This is a genomic window from Vagococcus elongatus (assembly GCF_003987645.1).
Lineage (GTDB): Bacteria > Bacillota > Bacilli > Lactobacillales > Vagococcaceae > Vagococcus_A > Vagococcus_A elongatus.
This window is the reverse complement of sequence record NZ_NGKA01000005.1, coordinates 85259-109983: the sequence shown is the minus strand read 5'-3', so window position 1 is coordinate 109983 and position 24725 is coordinate 85259. Positions and strand designations below refer to the sequence as shown.

Genomic DNA, 24725 nt, shown 5'->3' with positions numbered 1-24725 from the left:
TTGAGAAAAAACTCTCTTACAATAATTAAATCCCAGTCTAGGACTCAGGGATATCTATCTGATAAATTTGTTTAAAGAATTACCTGTCAGTTTTAAGAATATGGTATGATAGATGTTGTTTTGAATGATGCACACTCTCACAAATATTAGGGGGATTCATGATGAGTTTACGTAGTCAGTTAGCACTCGCTGTTGGTAAATCAAGCCAGTGGTTTCTAAAAACTTTTACCAAAGGCGGCAGCAGTCTGCCGGGAAAATTAGCTTTAAAAATTGACCCGGACATTCTAGACATGATTGCAAAAGATTATGAAGTCGTCGTCGTCACAGGAACCAATGGAAAAACTTTGACGACCGCTTTAACAGTCAATATATTAAAACAGGCCTATGACAATGTCCTGACCAATACGACCGGTGCCAACATGCTTCAAGGCATCGTTTCCACATTTCTATCTGCCAAAACACACCAAAAAGGAAAAAAGTTTGCGGTGCTGGAAATTGATGAAGCAAGCTTGGCCAAAGTCACCAGCTATTTCAAACCTTCTTTGTTTTTATTTACCAATATTTTCCGCGATCAAATGGATCGTTACGGAGAAATATACACGACCTACCAAATGATTTTAGATGGGGCAGCCAAGGCACCAGAGGCTGTAATTTTAGCCAATGGGGACCTGCCGATTTTCAATTCGAAAGAAACCAGCAATCCGCGGGTGTATTACGGCTTCGATCACGAACCTGATGAAGAAGTCACGCCTCATTCAAACACAGATGGATTGCTGTGTCCAAAATGTCATCACATTCTTCAATACAAAATGATTACTTATAGCAATCAGGGAAAATACTACTGCCCTCATTGCGGGTTTAAACGACCGGAACTAACGTATCAGCTGACTAAACTCAAAGGGATGGACCATACATATTCTGAATTTGAAATCGACGGAGAATCTTACCGCATTGAAGTAGGCGGTCTGTATAACGTGTACAATGCTCTAGCCGCAACAGCGGTTGGAAGCTATTACCAAGTCTCCCCTGAAAAAATCCGTCAAGGACTCTCCAGCGACCAAAAAGTATTTGGACGACAAGAAGTCATTCACGTTGGAGACAAAGAATGTACGTTGGTTCTCGTAAAAAATCCAGTGGGACTCAATCAAGTTATTGATATGGTCGCACTTGCGCCCCAACCCTTCCAGTTAGTTCATTTGCTTAATGCTAATTATGCTGACGGTATCGATGTCAGCTGGATTTGGGACGGCGACTATGAAAAATTTGCCCATATGGCTATCCCTCATGTCATCGCCGGGGGAGAACGTTCTGAAGAAATTGCCTTGCGTCTAAAGGTGGCGGGACTGGAAGGGAATCATTTTAAAGAAATCAAAGAAATCCCCAAAGTTGTCGAGGCAATCAAAGAACTCCCATCAGGCCGGGTATTTATTCTAGCCACTTATACGGCAGTTCTGCAATTAAGAAAAGAATTAGCTGCCCAAGGCTATATTGACGGAGGAATGTAAAATGACCGATTATTCGATTCATGCCTGCCACTTATATGGCAATCTTTTAAATACTTATGGCGACATCGGCAATTTACTTATTTTAGAATATTTTGCCAAAAAAATCGGTGTCTCGTTCACTTATGAAGTCATTAGTTTAGATGAAGCGTTTGAACAAACGGCCTATGATTTTGTTCTTTTCGGAGGAGGCCAAGATTTCGAACAATCTATCGTCTCCAAAGATATACAATCAAAAAAAGAGTCCCTCACAAACTATATACATAACAACGGTGTTTTCCTTGGCATCTGTGGGGGTTTTCAACTTTTAGGAGATTACTACATAGGGGCAAATGGTGAAAAAATCTCTGGTATTTCTGCCATCGATTATCACACCGACAGTCAGAAAAATCATCGCTTTATAGGTGATATAAAAATTTACAACAAGGAATTTGATGAAACATATGTGGGATTTGAAAATCATAATGGTTTGACTTATCTAGGAAAAGGCATCCAGCCTCTAGGGATTGTACAGGAAGGGTTTGGAAACAACGGAGAAGATCAGACTGAAGGAGTTCATTTTAAAAATACGTTTGGTTCTTATTTTCATGGTCCTATATTGCCTCGAAATGTACATTTAGCGAAAAGACTGCTGAAAATAATGTTGGAAAAAAAATACCAAGAAGATTTTTCATCTGTGCTGGAGTTGAAATAACTCATAATTTTTATCAAAACTAAACCACTTACTTTGATTTTGTCAAAGTAAGTGGTTTTTTAATTTTTTAGTAACTATCTCCGGTTTCTTCTGTATCAATAAACATCTCTCGGGTAAATCCTTCCCCTATGACACTTTGTGCATCGCTGATCGTCACAAATGCCAAAGGATCTATATCGTTAATCAAATTTTGGATAGCCATCAGCTGATCACGACTAATCACCACGTACAAGATTTTTTTAGGCTCTCTTTTATAATACCCGACCCCATTTAGCAGCGTAATTCCACGACTGATTTTTTGATCGATAGCTAAAGCTATCTCTTCGTAATGATCTGAAACAATCATGACAGTCTTCTTTGGATTAGAACCTTCTAAAATAAAATCCAGCACCTTAGTGGAAATCATGAGTGAAACGATTGTCAGCAAGAACTTTTCGATCCCGATCACAGAAAGAGAAGTAATCACAACAATAATATCAAAAAACAGCAAGGCATAACTAACTTTCCAACCTAAAAACTTATTCATGATTTTAGCTAAAATCATACTACCGGCAGTGGTTCCTTCTCCTTTCATAATAAATCCCATGCCTAATCCCATAAGACCGCCGGCTGCTATTGCCGCAACGATGCCTTCATCAGCTACAAATTGAAGTCCTTCAGTAAATTTCAGAAACACGGATAAAATTCCCACTGCAAGTATTGTATACAAAATGGTTTGTTTATCTAGCAGCTTCCAACCAATGACTAATATGACGGCATTGAACAAGATATTAGTCACAGCGGGTGAAATATTATGTGTGTAGTATAATATCATCGTAATTCCTGTCACACCGCCTTCACCGAGTTTGTTCGGCAATGCGAACATGTTGACCGCTACCGCAAAAACAAAACAACCGATCATAATCTTGATTACGTTAAAAATAATTTTTTTTCCTTCTTTTGTCATCTAAGCTCCCCCTTTACCCCACTCATCTACTTAAACAAATTTATATTTTTTAGTCAACCCCTTCAAGAAAAAAACTCTAAGATTGACTATTAAATTCTAGTGACAAATCAGTAATTTACACTCATTAAAAATATATCCTCCGATGATGTCCTTCACGTGTCAATTGAAATCTAGACAGTTACCAATAGAGTGAGCTTTGAGCGGCAATGCCAGAGACAAAATTGTTTCCACTTTTTTCCCGACAAAAAACTTCAACGGCTCTCGCAGTTGAAGTTATCGATAGTTTTTATTTCTTAAAAAAACGTCTTCGCTCACCATCTATTCACAGCTATAGTGGTGGATATTAACGTTGTCTTCTTCGCCCAAGATACGACAAGCTTTTTTAGTTGTTTCTCAGCTGGTCTACCACACTGTCCCGATGAATGAAACGGTAGACTAGGTTGGGCAAAAAGAGACAAATCCATGCCGCAAAAAAATAAAGTAGCAGCAACATGGTCAATGGTGCTTCATAGGTTATCTCGTACACATTGGTCAGGGAAAAAATCAGGTAACTCAAACTATTTCCCACAATGACCGAGAAGAGCAGCGAAATACCAGCATAAATCATCCCCTCGTGCAGAAGCATTTTTTTGATTTGCTGAGTGGTCATGCCGATGCTGCTCAAAACCGCTAAATCTTTTGACCGGCTAAATATACTTGTAGACAATACGTTGATATAGTTCAGCAAACCCAGAAGAGCTAAAACGAAAGCAATGACCGTACCCATGATCAAGAGCTGATTTTCTGATTCCTTCATATTTTCATAGCGTTCGATTTTTGATTCATGGTCAATATGCTTATTCTCTTTGATCATGGATAAGATTTCTAAGTCCGTTTCCTGATCATAGGCTTGCTGATAATCTATGACTAGATGATCCACAAAAGTTTCTGAACCTGTCAAACGGTCTAAATATTGATTAGAAACATAAATCTCAGGGAAAAAGCCGTTGTATTGGATGGAATCAAAAAGTTCAAAGGGCTTTGTGACATAGTCAATGTTGATTTCCAGAAGTCTATTTTCAAAACGATAGTCTATCCTCTGGTTTTCTAACGCTTTTAGCCCCTGATAATTATGTTCTAGTGTACGGGCGATTACTCCCACTCTGCCTTCATGAAACTCTTTTTCAGAAATGGTCAATTGAAATTTTTTCTTCATTTGCTGAAACTGCTGGCTGTCAAGACCGACAAGGGTCCCGAAAAAGTTCTCAGGTCTATCAATCATCATCTGCCGTCCTTCTTTTTCATAATCCACCCCGTAAGCCATCTCAAATTCTGGTTTTAAATACGCTGAAAATTGCTCATGGGGTTTTGTTATATCAATATTAAGTGCGCTCACCGGGTGAACAGCTTTTACTCCCTTTATTGATTCAATTTGAGAAATAAAGTCTTTCGAAAATACTTGAACCTGATTATCATCGCCCGAGCTGCGATTGAGCAGCTCCATATCAGAAACCTCCAGCGCTTCCAAGATCTTTTTAGCGTTATTATTTTTTATGATCGATGAAACTACCGTGAAAGAGGTCATTCCGATAAATAATGAGAGAAAAACCAGTATTGCCTGTTTTTTGTTACGAAAAACATTACGCCATGCCATTCCCCGGATACTGCTGCCAGTCTTGCTTTTATTAGATTGTTTTACACCCATGTCCTCTTGCTTTACCGCCTCGACCGGTGACATCTGCGCGATTGATTTTGCCGGCTTGGCCACACTGATAAAAATCGTCAGCAAGCTGAAAAATCCGGCCAGAACATAAATGACAGGCTGAAACTCCCCGCGAAAACTCACCACTCCCGGAATCATGGTAACAACCAGTTTTGGTATCAAATAGTTGGAAATCCCTGCTCCCAGTATTAAGCCAGCTGGAATCCCTATCATTGACAACAGAATGATTTGTCTAAAGACGATTTCTCGAATTTGTCTGCTAGTAGTCCCAATAGTTTTTAGCAAACCGAAATACAGTACTTCTTTTCTTAAAGATATATACACGATATTATAAATCAGCAAGTAACCGCTGATCATGATGACACCAGCGATGGCAATGACGGACACCGCTACTTTAAACAACATGTCGCCCATTTCAGTGTCAGCAAAAAAATGTTGATATTTATTCAGCTTTAGGGATTCTTCCATTTCTGCTTCCTCTTGTTCACTGATAAAAGGGGTGGAGAAATTGATATACAGACGACTCCTGTCCAAATCGTCAGACTTGATACCCGACTGTTGATAAAATGTTTTTGAAATAAATCCCCGATTTTTTCCAGAATAATCATTAAAATAACCGGAGAGTATCATTTCTTCATCCCTGAGTCCATCATAATAGGCCAAAGACATTGGCAGGACCATCCCGACTTCTGGCTGAGTGACTCCCATTTTTTTCAATGCTTTTTCTGAGAGCATGACTTCCTCTTTTTTTTGCGGATAAGAACCCACCAAATGGATAAACACTGGCTGGAGTTGTTCCTGCCAATGGTTCTCATCTGCCCAAACAAGGCTCGTGCCAACGGCGATTCCTTCATATTCTGCCACGGTGACACTCCCCACAGCCATCCCCACTGTTTTTACTTTTTTCATCTCTTTAACAACATTGATTTGTTCTTCGGTAGGTCCCGTCAGCATACCGTTATAATCGCTGCCGTACATTGATAAATTCCGTTGATTTAAAACGGTGTAGTAATTGATGCCGATACTAAATACAGCGACTAACATCATTGTGGCAAGAGCCACCGCCAACACGAGCAACCGATTTTTTAATGGCTGCTGTTTCATTTGAGTTCTAGCTAGACGTTTGATAACTTTACGATTATTTACTTTCAGCATCTCAGTCATCCCCCAACAGTTTGCCATCTTCGAGACGAATGATACGGTCTGCCAGCTGGGCAAAATCATCATTGTGTGTAATCATCACAATCGTCTGATGCCATTTTTTACTCGTAAATTTTAACAAACCTAAAACGTCTAGCGCAGTTTTGCTGTCCAGATTCCCAGTGGGTTCGTCTGCTAAAATAATGGCTGGTTTTGCTGCCAATGCTCTGGCAATTGCCACCCGCTGTTGTTGCCCGCCAGATAAATTATTAGGCATCTCAAATTTTTTATCCGCCAAGCCAAGTGTCTCTAAAATCAGTTGGATATATTCTTCATCAACTTTTTGTCCATCTAGTTGAATCGGTAAAACGATATTTTCATAGACATTTTGTAAAGGTAAAAGATTGAAGCTTTGAAATACAAAGCCTATTTTCCTGCGCCGGAAAATTGTCAATTCATCTTTTGAAAGCTGCGATATATCCTGATGTTCAATCCAGACTTTCCCTTCTGTTAATGTATCCAAACCTCCCAGCATATGGAGTAATGTAGATTTTCCGCTTCCTGATGTCCCCACGACAGCTACAAATTCACCTGCATCAACTGAAAAAGAAATACCGTCCAGAGCTTTCACTAGGTTATTGCCTGCCCCATAATATTTTTTCAAATTTTCTGCTCTCAAACTTTTCATAGTTTTCCCTCCTTTATACAGTTGATCATAGCAGGCAAATCTATCAGCTCTCTGTCTCAAATCTGTCATTTTTGACAGAATTAACTTTCTCTAGGGAAAAATAAAGAGAATTCAGCACCGCCTGTACTTGGAGTGCTGACTTTTACAAAACCATTTTGTTCTTCCATGATTTTTCTCACCAAAAATAACCCGATACCCAGTCCTTCTTTTCCCAGACTGCCCTTGCCGCGGAAGAACCGCTTGAAAATTTGCGCTTGCTCTCCTTCTGGTATTCCTTCGCCTTCATCTCTGATAGTGATCTTGGTGAAAAATTCTTGCTGTTCACAGGAAAAAGAAACCGTCCCATGAGAAGGAGAATATTTGACTGCATTATCTAAGACATTATTCAACGCTTCTAAAGTCCACCTTCTATCACAAAAAATTTCATTGGTAATAGCCGTCTGACCAACAAAGGAAAGATTTTTTGATTGCCCTTGAAGAGCAACGGATGACAGAGACTCTTCTAACAGTTGTTTGACAGAAATTTTTTCCTTGTGAATGTTAATTAAATTATTTTCCATATAAGAGGTTTTCATCAAACGTTCTACTAGAAAAGACATTTTATTGGTATGTGTCTGAATTTCATTTGCAAACATTTCAGCCTCTTTTGGCAAAGGCTGCTCTAATAACAATTGGCTGTAAATAGTCAAATTAGCCAGCGGGGTTTTGGTTTGGTGAGAGATATTGGAGACTAACTCCTTGACCCCATCCTTTTCCTCTTGGTTTTTTTCTTGTTGAAAAGAAGTCATGGAAAGAAAACGGTTGATTTTTTCTCCAATTTGTGAAATATAGTGTTCATCGTAAGATACTTCCACTAAATTTCCCTTTAGTGCTTCATCCAGCTGGTGGTTAAAAGTATCCAAGGTACGTTGCGCTTGAATTGATAAATAGCGGCTCCTGATACATATCGCCAGAGAAACTATTATGATTAAAATCATCAGCATTGTGCCCATTATATTTTTACCTCCCAACGATAACCGATTCCATAAACAGTTTTGATTGAAATATCTGAATTACCGCCTAATTTATCACGCAAACGTTTCACTGTGACAGATAAGGCATTTTCGTCGATAAAATCTGAGTCGATTGACCACAACAATTCTTCCAAATAATGTCGTTCCAGTGTTCGATTAGGATTGGCACAAAATACTTTCAACAGTTTGATGTCATTTTTGGTCAACGCCAGTGGTTGCCCGTTCTTGCTGAAAGTTAGATTTTCAAAATCAAACATCAGCTCCGAAAATTGATAAAATTTTCGCTGTTGAAGGTCACTTCTTCTTAAAATCGCTTCAACTCTTGCCCTCAAAATCGTCAAGCTGAAAGGTTTTGTGATATAGTCATCGGCTCCCAGACCCAATCCTGTCACTATATCCATTTCCAAATCTCTTGCCGTCAGAAGAATAATCGGTACTGAGGAAGTCCGTCTGACATCCTCGCACAAGTCAAAACCGCTGCCGTCTGGTAAATTCACATCCAGTAAAAGCAACTGGAAAAGGTCAGAGTTTAATTGCTCTTTTGCTTCTTTCAGCGTCCCGCATTCAATGATTTCAAAGTCTTTTAAGGCGAGACCGTAGATAATCCCTTTCCTTAAAGACACATCATCTTCCACTAATAAAATTTTCCCCATATTTTTTTATTCCTTTATTTATTTTTTGTGCTCTCTAGTTATTTTTTGTACTGTCTAAAAGTAAAATATCCTCGTCATTTTGACGATTATTAAGATCTAAGGCTGTTCGTCACTCAGACCAGATGGCATCTTGAACGATGCCGGCGGCCTTTAAAAATATCGTAGTGACCACTGGGCCGACAAAGGTGAACCCTCTGTTCTTCATGTCTTTGGCAATCCGCCTTCCCTCTGGCAGTGTATTCGATATGTCATCCAAAGTTTCATAGTGCTTTACTAAGGCCACATCGCCAACGAAATCCCATAAGTAATCAGCAAAACTTACCCCTTCTTTTTCCAACATCACAATAGCCCTTGCATTTTGGATCACGGCACGGATTTTTCTTTTATTTCGAATCATTTCCGGATCTTCAGCAATCCTATCAACATCTTCCTCAAAAAATCCGGCAACTTTTTGATAATCCATGTTGCAAAAATGTTTTAAAAAGACTTCCCGTTTACTTGCCGCCGCTTTCCAGCTCAAGCCTGCTTGAAAGACGCCCACTGTTAATAATAGAAAAAGCATTTGCGCATCTCTGGTTGGCTGCCCCCACTGCTGCGAATACCAATCATATTTTTTCACATTTGATTTCTCCATAACATCCCATTCCCTGATTGTAAATTCATCTTTTAATAAACAATGACGCTGATTTGACTGCTACTTAACTGAAACTATGATAGCATTTTCCAGACGCTAATTATAGCTTAACCGTTGAGATTATTGAGTGAGATTATTTTATCCTCAATTCAAAATATGATATGCTTGTGCTAATGAGAGAAGAGGGCTGACTATGTATCCTAAAACAAAAAATAAAATCGAAGAATTAGTGAACAAAGGCATCATGCCAGGGGCGGCGTATTGTTTTATCAAAGGAAATCAAATCTACCAAAGAGCATTAGGTCTGAGACAAATCATTCCTTCAAAGGAACAGATGACCATCGACACCCTTTTTGATGTGGCCTCTTTAACAAAAGTGGTGGGAACTAATTCAGTCATTTTAAAATTACTGGAAGAAAAGCGAATCAATATAGACGATGGCTTGCAGCTCTATTTACCTGAGTTTCAAGATAAATATGTCACAATCAGACATCTGCTGACCCATACTTCCGGAATCAACGGCTTTATTCCTAACCGACAGCAACTTTCTCAAGAGGAACTGATTCAAGCTTTCTTAAGCTTGAAATCAAACCCTAATCTAAGAGGGAAAGAAATCAACTATACAGATACCGGCACAGTTCTCCTTGGTTTAATGATTGAACAACTCTATCATAAACCAGTGCAGCGAGTCATTGAAGAAGAAGTTCTTCAACCATTGAAAATGACCCAAGCGACTTTCTCACCTACAGGAAATAAAATTGCTCCCACTGAACTGGACAGTCGCAGAGGGATAATCAAGGGAGAGGTCCATGACCCTAAAGCGTTCATCTTAAAGGAACGTTGTGGCAGCGCAGGACTTTTTGCCACGCTGAACGACTTGATGAGTTTTACTTTTATGATGCTTTATAGAGGCAAAATGCGTGATGGTGAATACTTTTTAAAAGAAGAGACGGTCACTTCTTTGTACCAAAGCTGGTCAAACATTGAGTCGGCCCCCCGTACTCTGGGATGGGATTTGAGATTCGAGCCGGAGACAAAAAAGCCGATTCTTTTCCACACAGGCTATACTGGTACGTTCATGCTGATTGACAGCGACCAGATGGAAGCCTTCATTTTATTATCCAATCGCGTCCACCCCTTAGATAACAAACCTCTTTACCAAATCAATCGGGACGAGTTAATCGATAGTTATCTAGAAGAAAAACAAGCTCTCTGAGACAAACATCTCTCAGAAAGCTTGTTTATTTTTTTATAAGTCTCTAACCTTTAGCTGTCGTATCTCTAATAGAATCATTACTGTCTTCATCTTCTTCAGAATAAAAATCTCCCGTAATAATCTGTGTGAGCTTGCGTTTATGTTTGAATTTAGTGTCAAGAATCAAAGGCACCCGTTCTGTCACTACATCGCTATATTCCAAACCAAACCAATTAGCCGTTGAAGTAGTGATCGTTTTAATCGCAATTTTTAACTGATAAATGACTTTATCAAAATTAGATAACCCAGTATTGACTCGTGCCAACTCTTCTTTCAACAGTACAAAACTGAAATCACCCACTTCTCGGCCTGGCAAAATCGTATACTTCTGAGGTTGTTTTTCAATCATGCCCTGTTCCATCAAGTCGTTGACAATTTGCCGGATATAAAGATTCACATCCTGACGCACACGGAAGCCTAATTTCAACTGCACATTGACGATGCAGTCGGTTCCCATCATGTCCACCAAATATTCCTTTGTATAAGGTTCATCAGTAACAAACACATTGACAAACCAGTAGACCTTCGCTCGTTTTGGTTTTTTGTCCAAAATAGAATACAAGATATCTCTGCCAATTCTATGTCCCCTGAGGTTCGTCGTTAAATAGACCACATTGGTTTGGAATAAAGGTAAAGACTCGTCATTACTCAATGAAACCAGCTGATCCACATAATCTTTTAAGTCGACACGGACGGATACTCTTTCTCTAATCAAATAGCTTCTTTCCCAAATAATCATGATAAGCAGAATTGCCAGGGCAATCCCTACTGCTGTGTATCCTCCATGGAGAAATTTCGTCGCACTTGACAAGAAGAAAATCGTTTCTATGGCGCCAAAAAAGATAAAAATACCAAAGGAAATAATTTTCGGCACATTGTTTTTCAATAGATAGAACAAAAGCAAAATCGTCGTCATCAACATGGTGATTGTAATCGCCAAACCATAGGCAGCTTCCAAGTGAGCCGATGTTCTAAAAGCCACAACAATGCTGACACACAACAGACATAACGCCCAGTTGATCGCCGGGATATAAAGTTGGCCTTTTTGATCTGTCGGATAGATGATTCTCAGTTTTGGGAATAAATGCAACTTGATTGCTTCCGATACCAAAGTATAAGAACCTGAAATTAACGCCTGAGAAGCAATCACTGCCGCTATTGTTGCAAAAACTACCGAAAAGATAGACAGGCTGTCAGGAATCATTCTGAAAAATGGATTCAAGACTTCAACAGCCAAATACTTAGGGTCATTGCTGACGGAAATAATCCATGCCGCTTGCCCCAAATAATTTAAAATCAGACATACTTTGATATAGGGCCAACTGCCTAAAATGTTTTTACGTCCCACGTGACCCATATCGGAATACAATGCTTCAGCCCCAGTGGTTGCCAAGAAGACACTGCCTAAAATAAAAATCCCTGCTTTATTTTGCGGGCTGGTCAATAATTTGATCGCATAGTATGGATTTATCGCCCGAATGACAGACAAATCCCCTAAAAAATTATACGCACCAACTAAACCGATGAACGTAAACCATCCGAGCATAATCGGTCCAAAGGCTTTACCTACTTTCTCAGTACCAAATCGCTGAATCATAAACAAAATTAAAACAATAGTGATGGTGATGGCCACAATGACGTTTTGGTTGTTTCCAAAAATATTGTAAAAAACTGGAATTCCCCGCAATCCTTCGACAGCTGTCGTAATCGTAACAGCCGGGGTCAATACACCATCCGCTAATAAGGTGGCTCCTCCGATCATTGCCGGAATAATCAGATACGGACTCATTTTTCTAACCAGTGTATAAAGAGAAAAAATCCCGCCTTCTCCATGGTTATCGGCACGCAGGGCAATCATCACATATTTGACCGTTGTCAAAAGGGTCACCGTCCAAATGACTAGAGACACAGCGCCAATGATAAAGTCAGGTGATACTTCACTTAATCCGCCATTCCCTTCAATGATAGCCTTCATCACGTACAGCGGACTTGTTCCGATATCCCCGTACACCACACCCATTGCGATTAAAGCGCCACTCAATTTAAATTTGTCAAATTGATTGTCCACAACAGTTTTACTCATTTTTTTCCTCCAAATTTTTAAGCACTTCTATAAAATTTTTACTAATCAAATGAAACACTGATAGTAATTATAAAACTTTTATTTTTAAAGTCAATTCGATTTTTATCCTCACATTCCCATTATTTTTCCTTCTGTGATAAAATGGTAGAAACAATTATTCGCAGGGGAATTTAAATGAACACAACGTTAAAATCGATTATTTCTAAGGAAAAAAAATACTGGCTTGCAGCCTTTCTGCTGCCAGTCGTTGTTATGGTCATCAGCTTACTGACAGTCGGCGTCTATCCCGGCAGTGACATCAGTATCATGGCCAGTGATTCTTTTTCTCAATTTTCAAATTTCCACGCCAGCTTTCATAATGTGTTGACTGGCAAGCAAAGTATCTTTTACACTTGGAATGCCTCTCTAGGCTTAAACTATCTTGCCTTGATTTCGTATTACCTAGGCGGTGTCTTTACGCCGTTAGTTGCCCTAGTACCAAACCAGTTTATGCCTGACACCTTATATTTTCTCACCTTATTGAAATTTGGCTTTTCCGGGTTATCCTTTTGGATTTTTTCGCGGAACACTTATAAAGTAGCACCGATTTTCCATGTTGGAATGTCAACTATCTACGCGTTGATGGCTTTCTCTGTCGTCCATTCAGAATTGGTCATGTGGCAAGACACCTTTGTTTGGCTGCCGCTGATTTTACTGGGGATTCATCGCTTAATGGACAGCAGAAACCCAAGACTGTTGTTTATTTCCTATTTTATTTTATTTGTCAGCAACTTTTATTTCGGATTTATGGTAGGGGTCTTCTCACTGCTTTATTATTTCGCCAGATTATTGACGGATTGGAAAAAATATAAAAACAGTCTCCCCCATTATTTTTTAACATCCTTTTTAGCAGGTTTCGCCTCGATGATAATTATTTTACCCACACTTCTTGACTTGCGCGCCAACGGTGAAACATTGACAGAAATCACTAAGTGGAAAACACCTGATTCTTCTTGGTTTGACCTGATTGTCAAAAATATGGTCGGCGTCTATGACACTACAAAATACGGCTCCATCCCGTTTATATATATCGGACTGCTGCCCCTGATTTTTTGTACGTTTTATTTTATTTCAAGGAAAATCCCGGGGAAAAACAAATTGCTTTTCGGCGGCATTCTTGCCCTGTTGATTGCCAGCTTTTATCTTGAACCATTAAATCTTTTCTGGCATGGGTTTCATGCGCCAAATATGTTTCTGTTTCGCTACAGCTTCCTTTTGTCTGTTTTGGTCATCGTTTTGGCAGGGTATGCCTTAGAAGTATTCAGGCGGGAAGACTTTTTGCTTTTAGCCAGCATTATCATCGGATGGTCGCTTTTATTCATTGCTGCCTTTAGTTTCAAAGCTCCTGCTGACTATTCTTATGTGACTGTGAGCCACTTAGCTATCACCGTAGGCTTGTTGATGGGGTATCTGATTTTAAGTGTCTTGTATGACTATATGACAGGAAAACATCGCTTTTCCAAAAACAGCAAACGGTTTTTCACACTGATTGTTTCTGCTTTTGTATTCGCTGAAGTGACCATCAACTCCATCCAGCTAGTTCAGGGAATTTTAGACGACTGGAACTATCCGTCCAGAAGTCTTTACACGGAACCTTATAAAGACTATAAAAATGCTGTGGATACCGTCAAAAATAAAGATGACGACGAATTTTATCGGATGGAAAATCTTACTCCTGTTTCTTCCAACGATGCATTCAATTATGGATTTAGCGGAGTTAGTATGTTCTCTTCCATCCGTAATCGCAACACGTCGAATTTTTTAAATACTTTAGGTTTCCGCTCACGAGGCACTAATCTGAATATTCGTTATTCGAACAACACGCTCATCATGGACAGCTTATTAGGTATCCGCTATAACCAAACCAAAAATAATTTGTTTAAGTATGGTTTTGGGATTGACTATCATAACGAGACTTATACGATGTATCGCAACCAATTCGCTGCAAGTTTGGGGATTTTGACAGATAACTCTATCTATTCTGTTTCTTTCCCGGAAAATGACAATCTGTCTTCTCAAGAAAGTTTATTAAATCAACTAGCAGGAACTAATGCATCCTACTTTTCTCACATTTCTCCTGAGGTTATAGGAACTGATAACACCCAGCTTACGATGACTGATAACACTTTAAACATTAGAGAAAAAGAAAAAGATCAAGGTCAGTCGATCACATGGACTGTCAATATGCCTGCACAAAAACAAGCTTACCTCAGTCTGTTTCCGAAAAACTTTTCTGAATTAGATGGTGCCCATGCTGAGCTGACGGTCAACGGCATCAATCAAACATCTCAAATAAACATCAGCGGACAATATTATGATCTTGGGTACTTTCCCAATGACAGCACCGTCGAATTTACGGTCACTTTTACTGGGTCGAAAAGTTTATCATTTATAAAGCCGCCAATCATTTTATTGGACATCCCTGCCTATGAAGAAGCTATGACCGGCATTCAGAAAAATAATGTTCCTTTCCAAGTGACAGGAAGAAAAGCAAACGCTGCTGTTTCCGTTGAAGAAAATAGTGTGTTATTTACCACTATTCCTTATGACAAGGGGTGGTCGGCAAAAGTCAATGGTAAAAAAGTTGAGATAAAAGAGTTTAAAAATGCCTTTATCACTTTACCTCTAGAAAAAGGTGTGAATACAATCGAATTGACATTCTTGCCTCAAGGATTTCTGATTGGTCTGCTGTTGTGTATCGGGTCCATCCTTATTTTTATTATTTATGAAAGAAAACTCAAGAACCGCGAAAAAACTTAGCGGTTCTTGAGTTTTTGTTCTCTTCACTTTTACAAATTTTAAACAAAAGCGGATGTTTAAATCAGCTTTCTTTTTCTTCTCCATAAACTAATTGCAGCAATTCAAATGGCCGTGAGGAAAAGACTTTACTGCCGGTCAAAAGCAGATGTAATTGAATGGCAATCAGCCAAAAGCCGCTGCGACTTCGGTAACTCAGATAACGTGCTTCCCATTCTGTGGCAAACCCTTCCTTGAAAACCCTCAAATCTTTCCAGCCATATTGAGGGTAGCTATATTGATACAACAAGTTCACAATTTTTTCTGAAATAAAAGACCCTTGATACTCTCCGACTTTCGCAAAAGGCGTCAGCCCGATGCTAAAGTAAGGCAAACCCTTTTCACGATAGTAGTCAAGCAAACTGACAAGCATGAACGCACCAATCGTTACAGGGGCTTCTGCTCGATATTGCAATAAGTCATAGGAGAGTCTCTCCCCTTCTTTAATCGGCTTCAATGTGACAAAACCTTGAACCACATGATCTTGATCGCGGACAATGCCAATCGGCGCCTTAGCTAAATAGTCTTCGTCAAAATGGCCGGTAGAAAAATAACGCCGCCCATGGACCTCCTGCCATTCGGCCGCAACTTCTTTCACTGGCAGTAGTAATTCTTCATCAGGAAGGGAATGGTACATGGTGAACGTGTATCCACGACTTCTTAATCGTTCCACTTCCAAACGGATTTCTGTTCTGTCACTTAACTCCCCAGAACTTCTTCCTTGTAAATCTACTATTCCTTCCTCGCCTATTTTGATAAAATGAAAGCCGATGTCATGTAAAAGCAAGGCAAAACGATCACTCACACTATAAAAAATCAGTTCATAGCCGTGCTGATCAGCATATTGATGAAAAGCTGTGACGCTCTCTTCAAAAAATTCAGCTTCCCCCACCGGGTCCCCCAAGACAAATAATTTATTAGCTTTGATTTGAAACTGAAAAAATACTTTGTCATAACCGCTTTGCTGATAGAAAAAGTAACGGCGGTCTTTTAAATAGTTAAGATGGGAATAACTGGTTCCTTCGTGCCGACTTAAAAGCCAATTGATTCGGGCATAGTCATAGCCTTCCCCGGGCTTTTCCTTTTCTGCCAAATAACGGTCCAGCAAAAAAATAGTTATAAAAGCAATCAGCAAGCCAAGCAGTCCTTTAAGCCAAACATTGGAAGAAGGAAATAAAATAAAATTCAGTTTCTCAAAGGCCACTGGCTGTTCTGAACTGGACAAATAGCCAACCACTGAATACAATGCGAATAAAACACCATAAAGCAGTGCATCAAACCCGATGGCTTCCCAAGAAAACACCAATTGCTTACGATAAAATTCTTTACGTGATAAGTATAAGCATCCTAAGATGAAAAGATAAAATGCTGTCAATTTCCAAGAACGAACATTACTGAGTGTGTTCACAATACAAAATACCAAGACGAAAACCGTAGGCCAATAGGCTTTTTTCACTTGATTAGCTACTCCCCTTGCCAATCCAAGAAGCAAGAATCCCATCATCATGTTAAGCGTCTGATCTAAAAAATCAAAAGAATAAGAAGAGATGCTGGCAAAAAAATTAGATAAGTGGGATAGATTAGGAATGGTAGATAAAATCACCATTAAAATCCCTGCTAAATAAACCAAAATGACTAAAAAAACATGGGCAAGCTTTTCTGAGATCAGCTTGGGCAAACCATCGAAAAAAACATTTATTTTTACGCCCGTCCTGATTAAATAAGTAGCTAATCCTGAAAGAAAGGGAATCACAAAATAAAAGATACGATAAAATAGCAGCCAGACCAACGCCATTTCTTTTGTCACACCCAAGCTCGCTAGCCCCATGATCATTAAGACGTCAAATGTTCCCATTCCTCCCGGTACCATTGTAATCATCCCGATCAAAGTAGCGGAAACAAACAGGGGGTACAAGTCCAGTGGGGAGATTTTTACATTTAAAGTAAAGCCGATAAACATGAAAAATACCATGGCAAACAACCATTGCCCCAGCGAAGCTGACAACAACTGGATCACTCTTGTGACGGTAAAACCTGAGAACAAATTTTTTCGGCGAATAATGATTACCCCGACTAAAACAGGTGTGTACAAGCTGCCCAGCAGCAGCCAAACCCAATAATTTTGAAAGATATGCTCCGGTCGAAAGAACAAAAGGTCCCCTAAAGTGACAAGAGAAAGAATAGACAGACCTGACAGCATAAACAGTGCCACTTTGGAAACTGCGGCGACAATCGTCTTGCCTTTAAGGTCAGACCCATAAAATTTCCCTCTCAGCGTAGCACCAATCACTCCGCCAAATCCCGCAAAATTATTCAACGTATTGATAATCCATGCAGCAGAAAAAAATTCTTTCTTTTCCATTGGTTCTCTGCCCTTGTCTTCCAGTATTTTCACCGTTGCCCAATCGTAAAGCATCAAGGGGACAGCGGCAAAAAAACCTAACAAAGCAAAGATGAACAGTGTGCTTTTACTTTGACTGAACATGATTTCTTTCAGCTCGGACCATGTCATCCCATGTAAAATTTGCGCAAATTGGTTAATGACAAATAAAATAATCGAAGCCATAAAAATCAGTTTGATTACCAGCTGATATTTTTTTATCACTGCCAGCCACTTATTGATATGAGCTTTCATCTGACACACCCTCCTAGCTTATTCTCTATTATTTTACCACATTATGATAAAAACAATTATGATTGCAATTCTATACCTGTTTGGATTATAGTAAATCTATTAAGAAGAAATGAGGTCATCCCATGCAAATTGGATTTATCGGGGCAGGCAACATGAGTACTGCTATTATCAAAGGTTTGATCGACAGCCGATTCACTTCCCCTGAACAAGTGACGCTGACTAAATCAACGGCGGAACGCTCTAAGGCACAAGCTGATCAATTAGGTGTTGCCTTCTCATCAAACAACACGGAACTTGTTCAGCAAGCGGATATAATTATTTTAGGGGTGAAGCCCCAGAAATTACCGGATGTACTAAATGAGATTGCTTCCGAAATAAAAGATTCTAAAAAAATCGTCGTTTCTATTGCTGCCGGTTTTAATATTACTAAAATACAGTCTTTTCTTGGCGATGAGGCAAAAATTGTCCGTGTGATGCCAAACATGAATATTGCTATCCGTCGAAGTGTCTCTGGACTATCCTTCTCTGATAATTTTTCAGTGGAAGAAAAACAGCTCGTTTCGGAATTGTTCGAACAGCTTGGAGTGACTTATGAGCTAGCTGAAAAAGACTTTGTCACATTTACTGCTATCGCTGGCTGTTCCCCAGCCTTTACCGCTATGTATATCGACGGTTTAACACGAGCTGCTGTAAAAAATGGTCTCCCTTATGAATTAGCTCAAGCGATCACTCTTGAAGCGGTGAGCGGTACTCTAGAACTGATGAAAGATAAAACTCTCAGTTCGTGGGATTTAATCAATCAAGTATCATCTCCCGGGGGCACCACGATTGAAGGGGTAGCTTCATTGGAAAATGACGGATTTATTCCTAGTCTTTTCCATGCCGTAGATGCCACAATCAAGAAGGACCAAGAGATGTCAAAGGAATAAAAAAACTCACCCCTTAAAAGCTAGAATAAACAATCTAACTTTTAGGGGGTGTATAAATTTATATTCACTTTTAGTACCATCATCACCATTTGACGAAAAGCCCCAACCTTGGGCGAAGATGACCCGAAGGACTTGCTTCGCCTAGTCTGATGCTTTAATAACACCATAGTCTTTTAATAGTTTTTGCTCATCCCCTGCAATCCAGCCAAATATCTGCAACTTGCCGCCAAGCTCTTGCATGAGATAATGTACTTCGAAATCAATTGCTATGTTTGATTTTTCAGCAGTGGCATAGGTTGCTGTCCAAGCTACATGAGCTACGCAATGAAGCTCGTCTATTGGAGAAGTTTTTACACTCCGAACTGTCATTTTTTTAGTACCAATTTGGCGGTATTGCTCGTAGCCTTGCACCAAGGCTTGCTGAAATTGATGGTCGTTTTTCCCCGACATTGTCCCCATGGGCGAAGCGGCAATAAATTCTTGTGCATACAACGATGATATTTCGTCAACATCTACATCTCCGTCAAGCGATTGCATGAAAAACTGCTCATAACGTAAGAAGAACTCTCTGATGCTTTCGTTCGTCATTTTCACAACCTCCTAAACGCTGTACACTTCATTTCTCTAAAACCAATTATACCATGCTCACATTCCACGACCAATTAGGAAGTACACGCTTCTGGCCAACTTAACACTCAGTAGTCAGAGTTCCGCACTATAATTCAGGAGCTTTAGAACTGATGTAAAAAAATGGATAAATCATTTACGGTGCATGCCGCGAGTCTATATCGTTAGCTCTCAAAAATACGGAAACAGTAAAAAGTGCGTTTCCTTTGCTGGGGAACGCACTTTTTGATGCCTTTATGAAATTAAGAAGTTAGAGCACAAAAGTTTCAGGTGTTCTTAAAGACAAACAAAGCATCCGGTCTCAGCTCCTGAACGAATATAAAAACAGAAAATATTCAGAGAACCTATCAAGCATTTCAGATTTCCAAATCCGGACTTTATCCAGTCTATGACTATGTTTTATTGGCTGATCAGTTTCATAAAGCTATTGTGCTATCTCTTTTAACGCTTGGATAGCCGCAAGGACTTCTTCCTCCGTATTAAAATATGAAAAGCTGAAACGAACCACGCTTTGTTCCTTGGTCCCCAGCGCTTCGTGAATCAACGGGGCACAATGTCCACCAGATCTAGTGGCAATACCATAGTCGCTGGCGAGTCTATCGCTGATTTCTGACGAATCTTCTTCACCAATAGTCAAGCTGACAATCGGGCAGCGTGCCTTAGTTGTAAAATCTCCATACACTGTCACCCCATCTATTTGACAAACCTCTTCGTAAAAAAGCTGAACTAAGGACATCTCATGTTGATGGATACTTTGTAAGGTTTTATTTAAAATAAACTCTATACCGGCTTTTAAACCAGCAATACCATGTCCGTTTAATGTCCCTGCTTCCAATGCAGTTGGCATAGTGGTCGGATGAGTTTTACTAAAGGTAGCAATCCCACTACCTCCAACCTTTAAAGGTTTTAGACTTATCATTGGATTGACATAGAGCCCTCCTGTGCCTTGAGGACCAAATAACCCTTTATGGCCGGTAAAACATAAAATATCTATTTGTTGTTTCTGAATATCGATTGGCAAAGTTCCTGCAGATTGTGCACTGTCAACAATAAATATCACATCGTTTTTAGCGGCAATCTTGCCAATTTTTTCCAGATTGACACTATTTCCTGTAACATTTGAGCCATGAGAAATAATCAGTGACTTAGTGTTCAGCTGAATGGCCTCTTCCAAACCTTTATAACTTATACACCCTTTTTCATCCACCGGTAAAATCGTCAACTCGATTATTTGCTGTGCCTCTAAGCGGTACAATGGGCGCAATACAGAATTATGTTCCATCATCGTCGTTATGACGTGATCTCCTTTTTCATGAAGACCATTGATGACTAGGTTGAGACTTTCTGTGGCTCCCGAAGTAAACACAATCTGACTTGACTGTTCCCCATTGAAAAACTCACACAACAGTTGGCGAGTCTTAAATAACAACTGAGAACTTTCCAAAGATGCCTCATGAACACCTCTATCAGGGTTTCCAATATGATTTAAGGCATCCATGACTGCTTGAATCACACTATCTGGTTTTTTCAACGTTGTTGCTGAGTTATCTAAATAAATCATTTTCCCTCTCCTTTTGAGGATTTTTAAATGAGCTAAAAATTCAGGCATTTTTTCAATAAAGAAGAAACACAATCACAAGGAACAACCTGCAAATATATCTCCTATATTTTATTCTATTGACTATACTTGAAATAGATTATAATCAACTCCAGTATAGCTAAAAGAAATTCTCATGGCAATCATCGAGAAAGACATGAGAAGGATGCGGAAATCACTTGAAAAATCAGCAAAAATAAAATCCCGCGAAATCTACACTGCCTGATGACCTCACGGAAACTTTATTTTTCTTCTGAATCTTCCTCTACAAGAATATTATTAAATTAAGAATTAATTCGTCATATAATCTTCCAATGCCAGCATAGCCTCTTTAATCACTTGTTGGTTGACCGGCTTCGCCAATAAATGAATAAACTCTTTAGGAGAGGCAGCCTTTTCAACCACCTTATCCAAGCCATCCAAGGGAATCTTCATGTCTTTTAATGACAATGGCAGACCTAATTCTTCATAAAATGGCTGTAAATTTTTAATCTCTTCCCATTTGTCTTCAATCACCAGCTGAACTAAAATACCGTAGGCCACCTTATTTCCATGAAGAACAGCACGGCTTTCCGGAACAACTGTCAGAGCATCGTGAATCGTATGTGCACCCGCCGTCCGCCCATAATCGTCCCCAAAGCCCCCAACAAGACCCGCCAACATGATATTGGTTTCGATCACTTTTTTAAAAGCTTCAGTTAAATTTTTTTCTCCATGTGCTTTAATAGCTTCACTACTATATTCAAGTAAATTATCACGGCATTTTTTTGCCATACTTTGAGCGATTTCCACCGCAACAGATTTTTCCTCCAGCTGGGAGATAATCGCATTAGATTCGTACCATTTGGCGATGGTGTCTCCGATGCCGGCAATCAAATATTCTTCAGGCGAATCCAGCAACATCTCCGGTTCTACCAAGACTAAATCTGTACTATAAGGAAAAATCCGCATTTCCGAATGTTCCCCGTTATCATTATAGACAGAACTCAAAGAAGAATAAGCAGCACACGTGGCAGCTAAAGTTGGTAAAATAACTATTCTGATTTTCATTTCATGGGCAATCATTTTACCTAAATCAGAAATTTTTCCTCCACCCACTGCAACCACTGTATCTATCTGATTTTCTTTCGCAACAGCGATGTGCTGATCCCGCAACGTATCCGTACAATGATTGCCATAATGACGGAACAGCACTTGAAAATCGGATAAATCAGGAAAATAAGGTTCCGCTGCTTTCCAAGACTTCTCCCCATGAAGAACTAAAATATTTTCGACGCCCCTTTTAGCTAAATGATCGGGCAATTCCTGCCAGCTGCCTGTCTTGCATATATATTCCTGAGGCGCTCCTCGGACGACTAAATTCATTTTCATTGCAATCAACTCCCTTTTCTTTCCCATATTATACATAAATATCACCAATAATTACAAGAGCATGAATAAATATCACTAACAATTTAAAAATAATGCATAAAAAATCTGTTTACATCGCTAAAAACATCTTATTTTTGACTTTTAATGAATATTCCAATTTTCTTATTGCATATTTTTCCATTTTACTTTATAATCCATACATATTCACATCTAGGAGGAGAATCAATGAAACACTTTAAAAAGTATTTTTCCATTTTAATGTTAGCTATTATTGGTATGTCTTTTTTTATTCCTATTAAAGCTGATGCAAACACAGAAGATAAAATTTACGACCGTATTCAGGAAGATGGTGTCCTGCGTGTCGGTTTATCAGCTGATTATCCGCCTTATGAATTCCATACGACTATCGATGGCAAAGACACCATTGTGGGAATCGATATTTTAATTGCCGAAAAAATAGCTGCGGACATGGGTGTAAAATTAAAAATCGAAGAGTTCGGCTTTGATGCCCTGTTAGGTGCATTAAAAACCGGTAAAATCGATTTGATTATTTCCGGAATGTCCCCTACACCAGAGCGATTACAAGAAGTTAATTTCTCCGACCCCTACATGGAAGTCAAACAGCGAGTTGTGGTTCGTAAGGGTGAAGAAGAACGCTTTAACAGCGTCAATGATTTTGACGGTATCAAAGTTGGTGCGCAAAAACAAACCACTCAAGAAGACCTTGCTAAAAATGAACTGATTGGGTCTCAGGTTGTTTCTCTACAAAAATTTACTGATATTATTTTACAGCTTCAAAACAAAAAAATCGATGCGGCAGTGGTAGAAGGTCCTGTTGCCGAGGCTTATCTGTCCCAAACCGAAGATTTGTCTTTCGCTGATAATGTTCAGTTTGCTGATGCAGACAAACAAACAGCGGTAGCTTTATCAAAAGAAGCTCCTGTGCTGCTGGAAAGAATCAATGAAACCATCGCTACCATCAAAGAAGAAAATTTAGTCGAACGATACAAAAAAGAAGCGTCTGCTCTTATGTTCAATGAAGAATCCTTCTTTGAAAAATATGCGTCTTACTTTTTAAAAGGAACAGGCTTCACGATTCTTTTAGCAATCGTCGGTGTATTTTTTGGCGCTATTTTAGGAGCGATTCTAGCTATAATGAAAATATCTGCCAACAAACTGCTGAAAATCATCGCTACAGTTTATATTGAATATGTTCGTGGGACACCGCTGCTGGTTCAAATTTTCTTGGTGTTCTTCGGAACCAACGTGATTGGACTGGATTTGTCAGCCTTAGCATCAAGCTTGATTGCTTTATCCTTGAATAGTGCTGCTTATGTGGCTGAAATCGTCCGTGCAGGAATCAATGCTGTAGATGTGGGCCAAATGGAGTCTGCACGTTCACTGGGAATGAATAAATTTCAAGCTATGAAGTTGATCATCATGCCCCAAGCCATCAAAAATATTTTGCCTGCACTGGGTAATGAGTTTGTCACAGTCATTAAAGAATCCTCTGTCGTCTCAGTCGTAGGGGTATCCGAATTGATGTTCCAAGCTGGTGTCGTTCAAGGCGCAAGCTTTAAACCATTTATTCCAATTGTGATAGCTTCAATTATTTACTTCATATTAACATTTGGTTTGTCTAGAGTTTTGGGAGTTGCTGAAAGGAGATTAGGAGCTAATGATTAAAGTTGAAAATTTACATAAGTCGTTTGATAAAGTTGATGTACTAAAAGGTATCGATGCCACCGTCAATCAAGGGGAAGTGGTCGTGGTTATCGGACCCTCTGGAAGCGGGAAAAGTACATTCCTTCGCTGTCTGAACTTGCTGGAAAAACCTCAACAAGGTAAAATATTGTTTGAAGGAAAAAATTTATTAGATGCCGATACAAATATTAATGAATTGCGTCAAAAAATGGGAATGGTTTTTCAAAACTTTAATCTTTTCCCTCACAAGAATGTCTTGGAAAATATTACAATTAGTCCCACTCAAGTGAAAAAAGAGTCGCCTGAAAAAGCAAAAGCCCACGCTTTAGAGTTATTGGATCAAGTCGGATTGAGTGATAAAGCCGACAGCTACCCTTCACAACTCTCCGGGGGACAAAAACAGCGGGTCGCCATTGCAAGAGCTTTAGCGATGGAGCCTACCGTCATGTTGTTTGATGAACCCACCTCTGCCCTTGACCCGGAAATGGTCGGCGAGGTACTAAACGTTATGAAATCTTTGGCTCAATCAGGCATGACCATGGTCGTGGTGACCCATGAGATGGGCTTTGCCAGAGAGGTGGCGGACCGCGTGCTCTTTATGGCAGATGGTATCATCCAAGAAGAAGGGGCACCGGAGGATATTTTCACCGCACCAAAAAATCCACGGACGCAAGATTTTCTAGGTAAAGTTTTATAAAAAATGAAGGGAACAGACTT

General features: G+C 39.5%; 18 protein-coding genes. 7 read left to right on the top strand and 11 right to left on the bottom strand.

All coding sequences use genetic code 11. The features are described 5' to 3' along the window. The first annotated feature begins 161 nt into the window (after positions 1-161). Together CBF29_RS04720 and CBF29_RS04715 are read left to right on the top strand one after the other, a co-directional pair. On the top strand, positions 162-1505 hold the full coding sequence (locus CBF29_RS04720) for a Mur ligase family protein (RefSeq protein WP_126807899.1): 1344 nt from the start codon (positions 162-164) through the stop codon (positions 1503-1505). 1 nt (position 1506) lies between these two features. Beyond that, on the top strand, positions 1507-2196 hold the full coding sequence (locus CBF29_RS04715; RefSeq protein ID WP_126807897.1) for a type 1 glutamine amidotransferase: 690 nt from the start codon (positions 1507-1509) through the stop codon (positions 2194-2196). A 67-nt stretch (positions 2197-2263) separates the two neighbouring features. Here CBF29_RS04715 and CBF29_RS04710 read toward each other — a convergent pair whose 3' ends face one another. The 6 genes from CBF29_RS04710 to CBF29_RS04685 all read right to left on the bottom strand — a co-directional run bounded on the left by CBF29_RS04710 (position 2264) and on the right by CBF29_RS04685 (position 8957). Continuing rightward, positions 2264-3142, bottom strand: a complete 879-nt coding sequence (locus tag CBF29_RS04710; protein ID WP_126807895.1) for a YitT family protein — start codon at positions 3140-3142, stop codon at positions 2264-2266. Positions 3143-3524: 382 nt separating this feature from the next. Beyond that, complete coding sequence (locus CBF29_RS04705; RefSeq protein WP_170169992.1) at positions 3525-5999, bottom strand: ABC transporter permease; 2475 nt, start codon at positions 5997-5999, stop codon at positions 3525-3527. Position 6000: 1 nt separating this feature from the next. Next, complete coding sequence (locus tag CBF29_RS04700; RefSeq protein WP_126807890.1) at positions 6001-6672, bottom strand: ABC transporter ATP-binding protein; 672 nt, start codon at positions 6670-6672, stop codon at positions 6001-6003. 80 nt (positions 6673-6752) lie between these two features. Beyond that, entirely contained in the window at positions 6753-7664 is a 912-nt protein-coding gene (locus tag CBF29_RS04695) for a sensor histidine kinase (RefSeq protein WP_126807888.1), read from the bottom strand. Continuing rightward, on the bottom strand, positions 7664-8338 hold the full coding sequence (locus CBF29_RS04690) for a response regulator transcription factor (RefSeq protein WP_126807886.1): 675 nt from the start codon (positions 8336-8338) through the stop codon (positions 7664-7666). Before CBF29_RS04690 ends, CBF29_RS04695 begins: the two co-directional genes overlap by 1 nt. A gap of 109 nt (positions 8339-8447) precedes the next feature. After that, positions 8448-8957, bottom strand: a complete 510-nt coding sequence (locus tag CBF29_RS04685) for a DNA-3-methyladenine glycosylase I (protein WP_126807959.1) — start codon at positions 8955-8957, stop codon at positions 8448-8450. A gap of 208 nt (positions 8958-9165) precedes the next feature. On the opposite strand from CBF29_RS04685, the gene CBF29_RS04680 reads away from it, so the two are divergent. Beyond that, complete coding sequence (locus CBF29_RS04680) at positions 9166-10188, top strand: serine hydrolase domain-containing protein (protein WP_126807884.1); 1023 nt, start codon at positions 9166-9168, stop codon at positions 10186-10188. A gap of 43 nt (positions 10189-10231) precedes the next feature. Here CBF29_RS04680 and CBF29_RS04675 read toward each other — a convergent pair whose 3' ends face one another. Further along, positions 10232-12310, bottom strand: coding sequence for a KUP/HAK/KT family potassium transporter (locus CBF29_RS04675; RefSeq protein WP_126807882.1), 2079 nt, complete (start codon positions 12308-12310; stop codon positions 10232-10234). A 174-nt stretch (positions 12311-12484) separates the two neighbouring features. Here CBF29_RS04675 and CBF29_RS04670 point away from each other — a divergent pair, with 174 nt between their 5' ends. Beyond that, complete coding sequence (locus tag CBF29_RS04670; protein ID WP_126807880.1) at positions 12485-15109, top strand: YfhO family protein; 2625 nt, start codon at positions 12485-12487, stop codon at positions 15107-15109. A 61-nt stretch (positions 15110-15170) separates the two neighbouring features. Here the strand turns inward: CBF29_RS04670 and mprF are convergent, their stop codons facing one another. Further along, complete coding sequence (gene mprF / locus CBF29_RS04665) at positions 15171-17780, bottom strand: bifunctional lysylphosphatidylglycerol flippase/synthetase MprF (RefSeq protein WP_126807878.1); 2610 nt, start codon at positions 17778-17780, stop codon at positions 15171-15173. 122 nt (positions 17781-17902) lie between these two features. Between mprF and proC the strand changes: the two genes are divergently transcribed. Then, positions 17903-18709 (top strand): pyrroline-5-carboxylate reductase, encoded by an 807-nt coding sequence (gene proC, locus CBF29_RS04660; RefSeq protein ID WP_126807876.1) that lies wholly within the window; start codon positions 17903-17905, stop codon positions 18707-18709. 141 nt (positions 18710-18850) lie between these two features. On the opposite strand, the gene CBF29_RS04655 is transcribed toward proC, so the two are convergent. From CBF29_RS04655 to CBF29_RS04645, 3 genes are all read right to left on the bottom strand, one after another. After that, the gene (locus CBF29_RS04655; protein WP_126807873.1) at positions 18851-19297 is read right to left on the bottom strand and encodes a nuclear transport factor 2 family protein; all 447 of its coding nucleotides are present in this window, start codon (positions 19295-19297) and stop codon (positions 18851-18853) included. A gap of 463 nt (positions 19298-19760) precedes the next feature. Further along, on the bottom strand, positions 19761-20897 hold the full coding sequence (locus CBF29_RS04650) for an aminotransferase class V-fold PLP-dependent enzyme (protein WP_126807871.1): 1137 nt from the start codon (positions 20895-20897) through the stop codon (positions 19761-19763). 327 nt (positions 20898-21224) lie between these two features. Next, a complete protein-coding gene (locus CBF29_RS04645) occupies positions 21225-22304 on the bottom strand; it encodes an iron-containing alcohol dehydrogenase family protein (RefSeq protein ID WP_126807869.1) in 1080 nt (359 codons plus the stop codon). Between the two features lie 225 nt (positions 22305-22529). Here CBF29_RS04645 and CBF29_RS04640 point away from each other — a divergent pair, with 225 nt between their 5' ends. Both CBF29_RS04640 and CBF29_RS04635 read left to right on the top strand, forming a co-directional pair. Further along, positions 22530-23990: an ABC transporter substrate-binding protein/permease gene (locus CBF29_RS04640; protein ID WP_126807867.1), complete on the top strand. Its 1461-nt coding sequence runs from the start codon at positions 22530-22532 to the stop codon at positions 23988-23990. Then, a complete protein-coding gene (locus CBF29_RS04635; protein ID WP_126807865.1) occupies positions 23983-24705 on the top strand; it encodes an amino acid ABC transporter ATP-binding protein in 723 nt (240 codons plus the stop codon). The genes CBF29_RS04640 and CBF29_RS04635 overlap by 8 nt, the downstream gene beginning before the upstream one ends. Positions 24706-24725 lie beyond the last annotated feature (20 nt).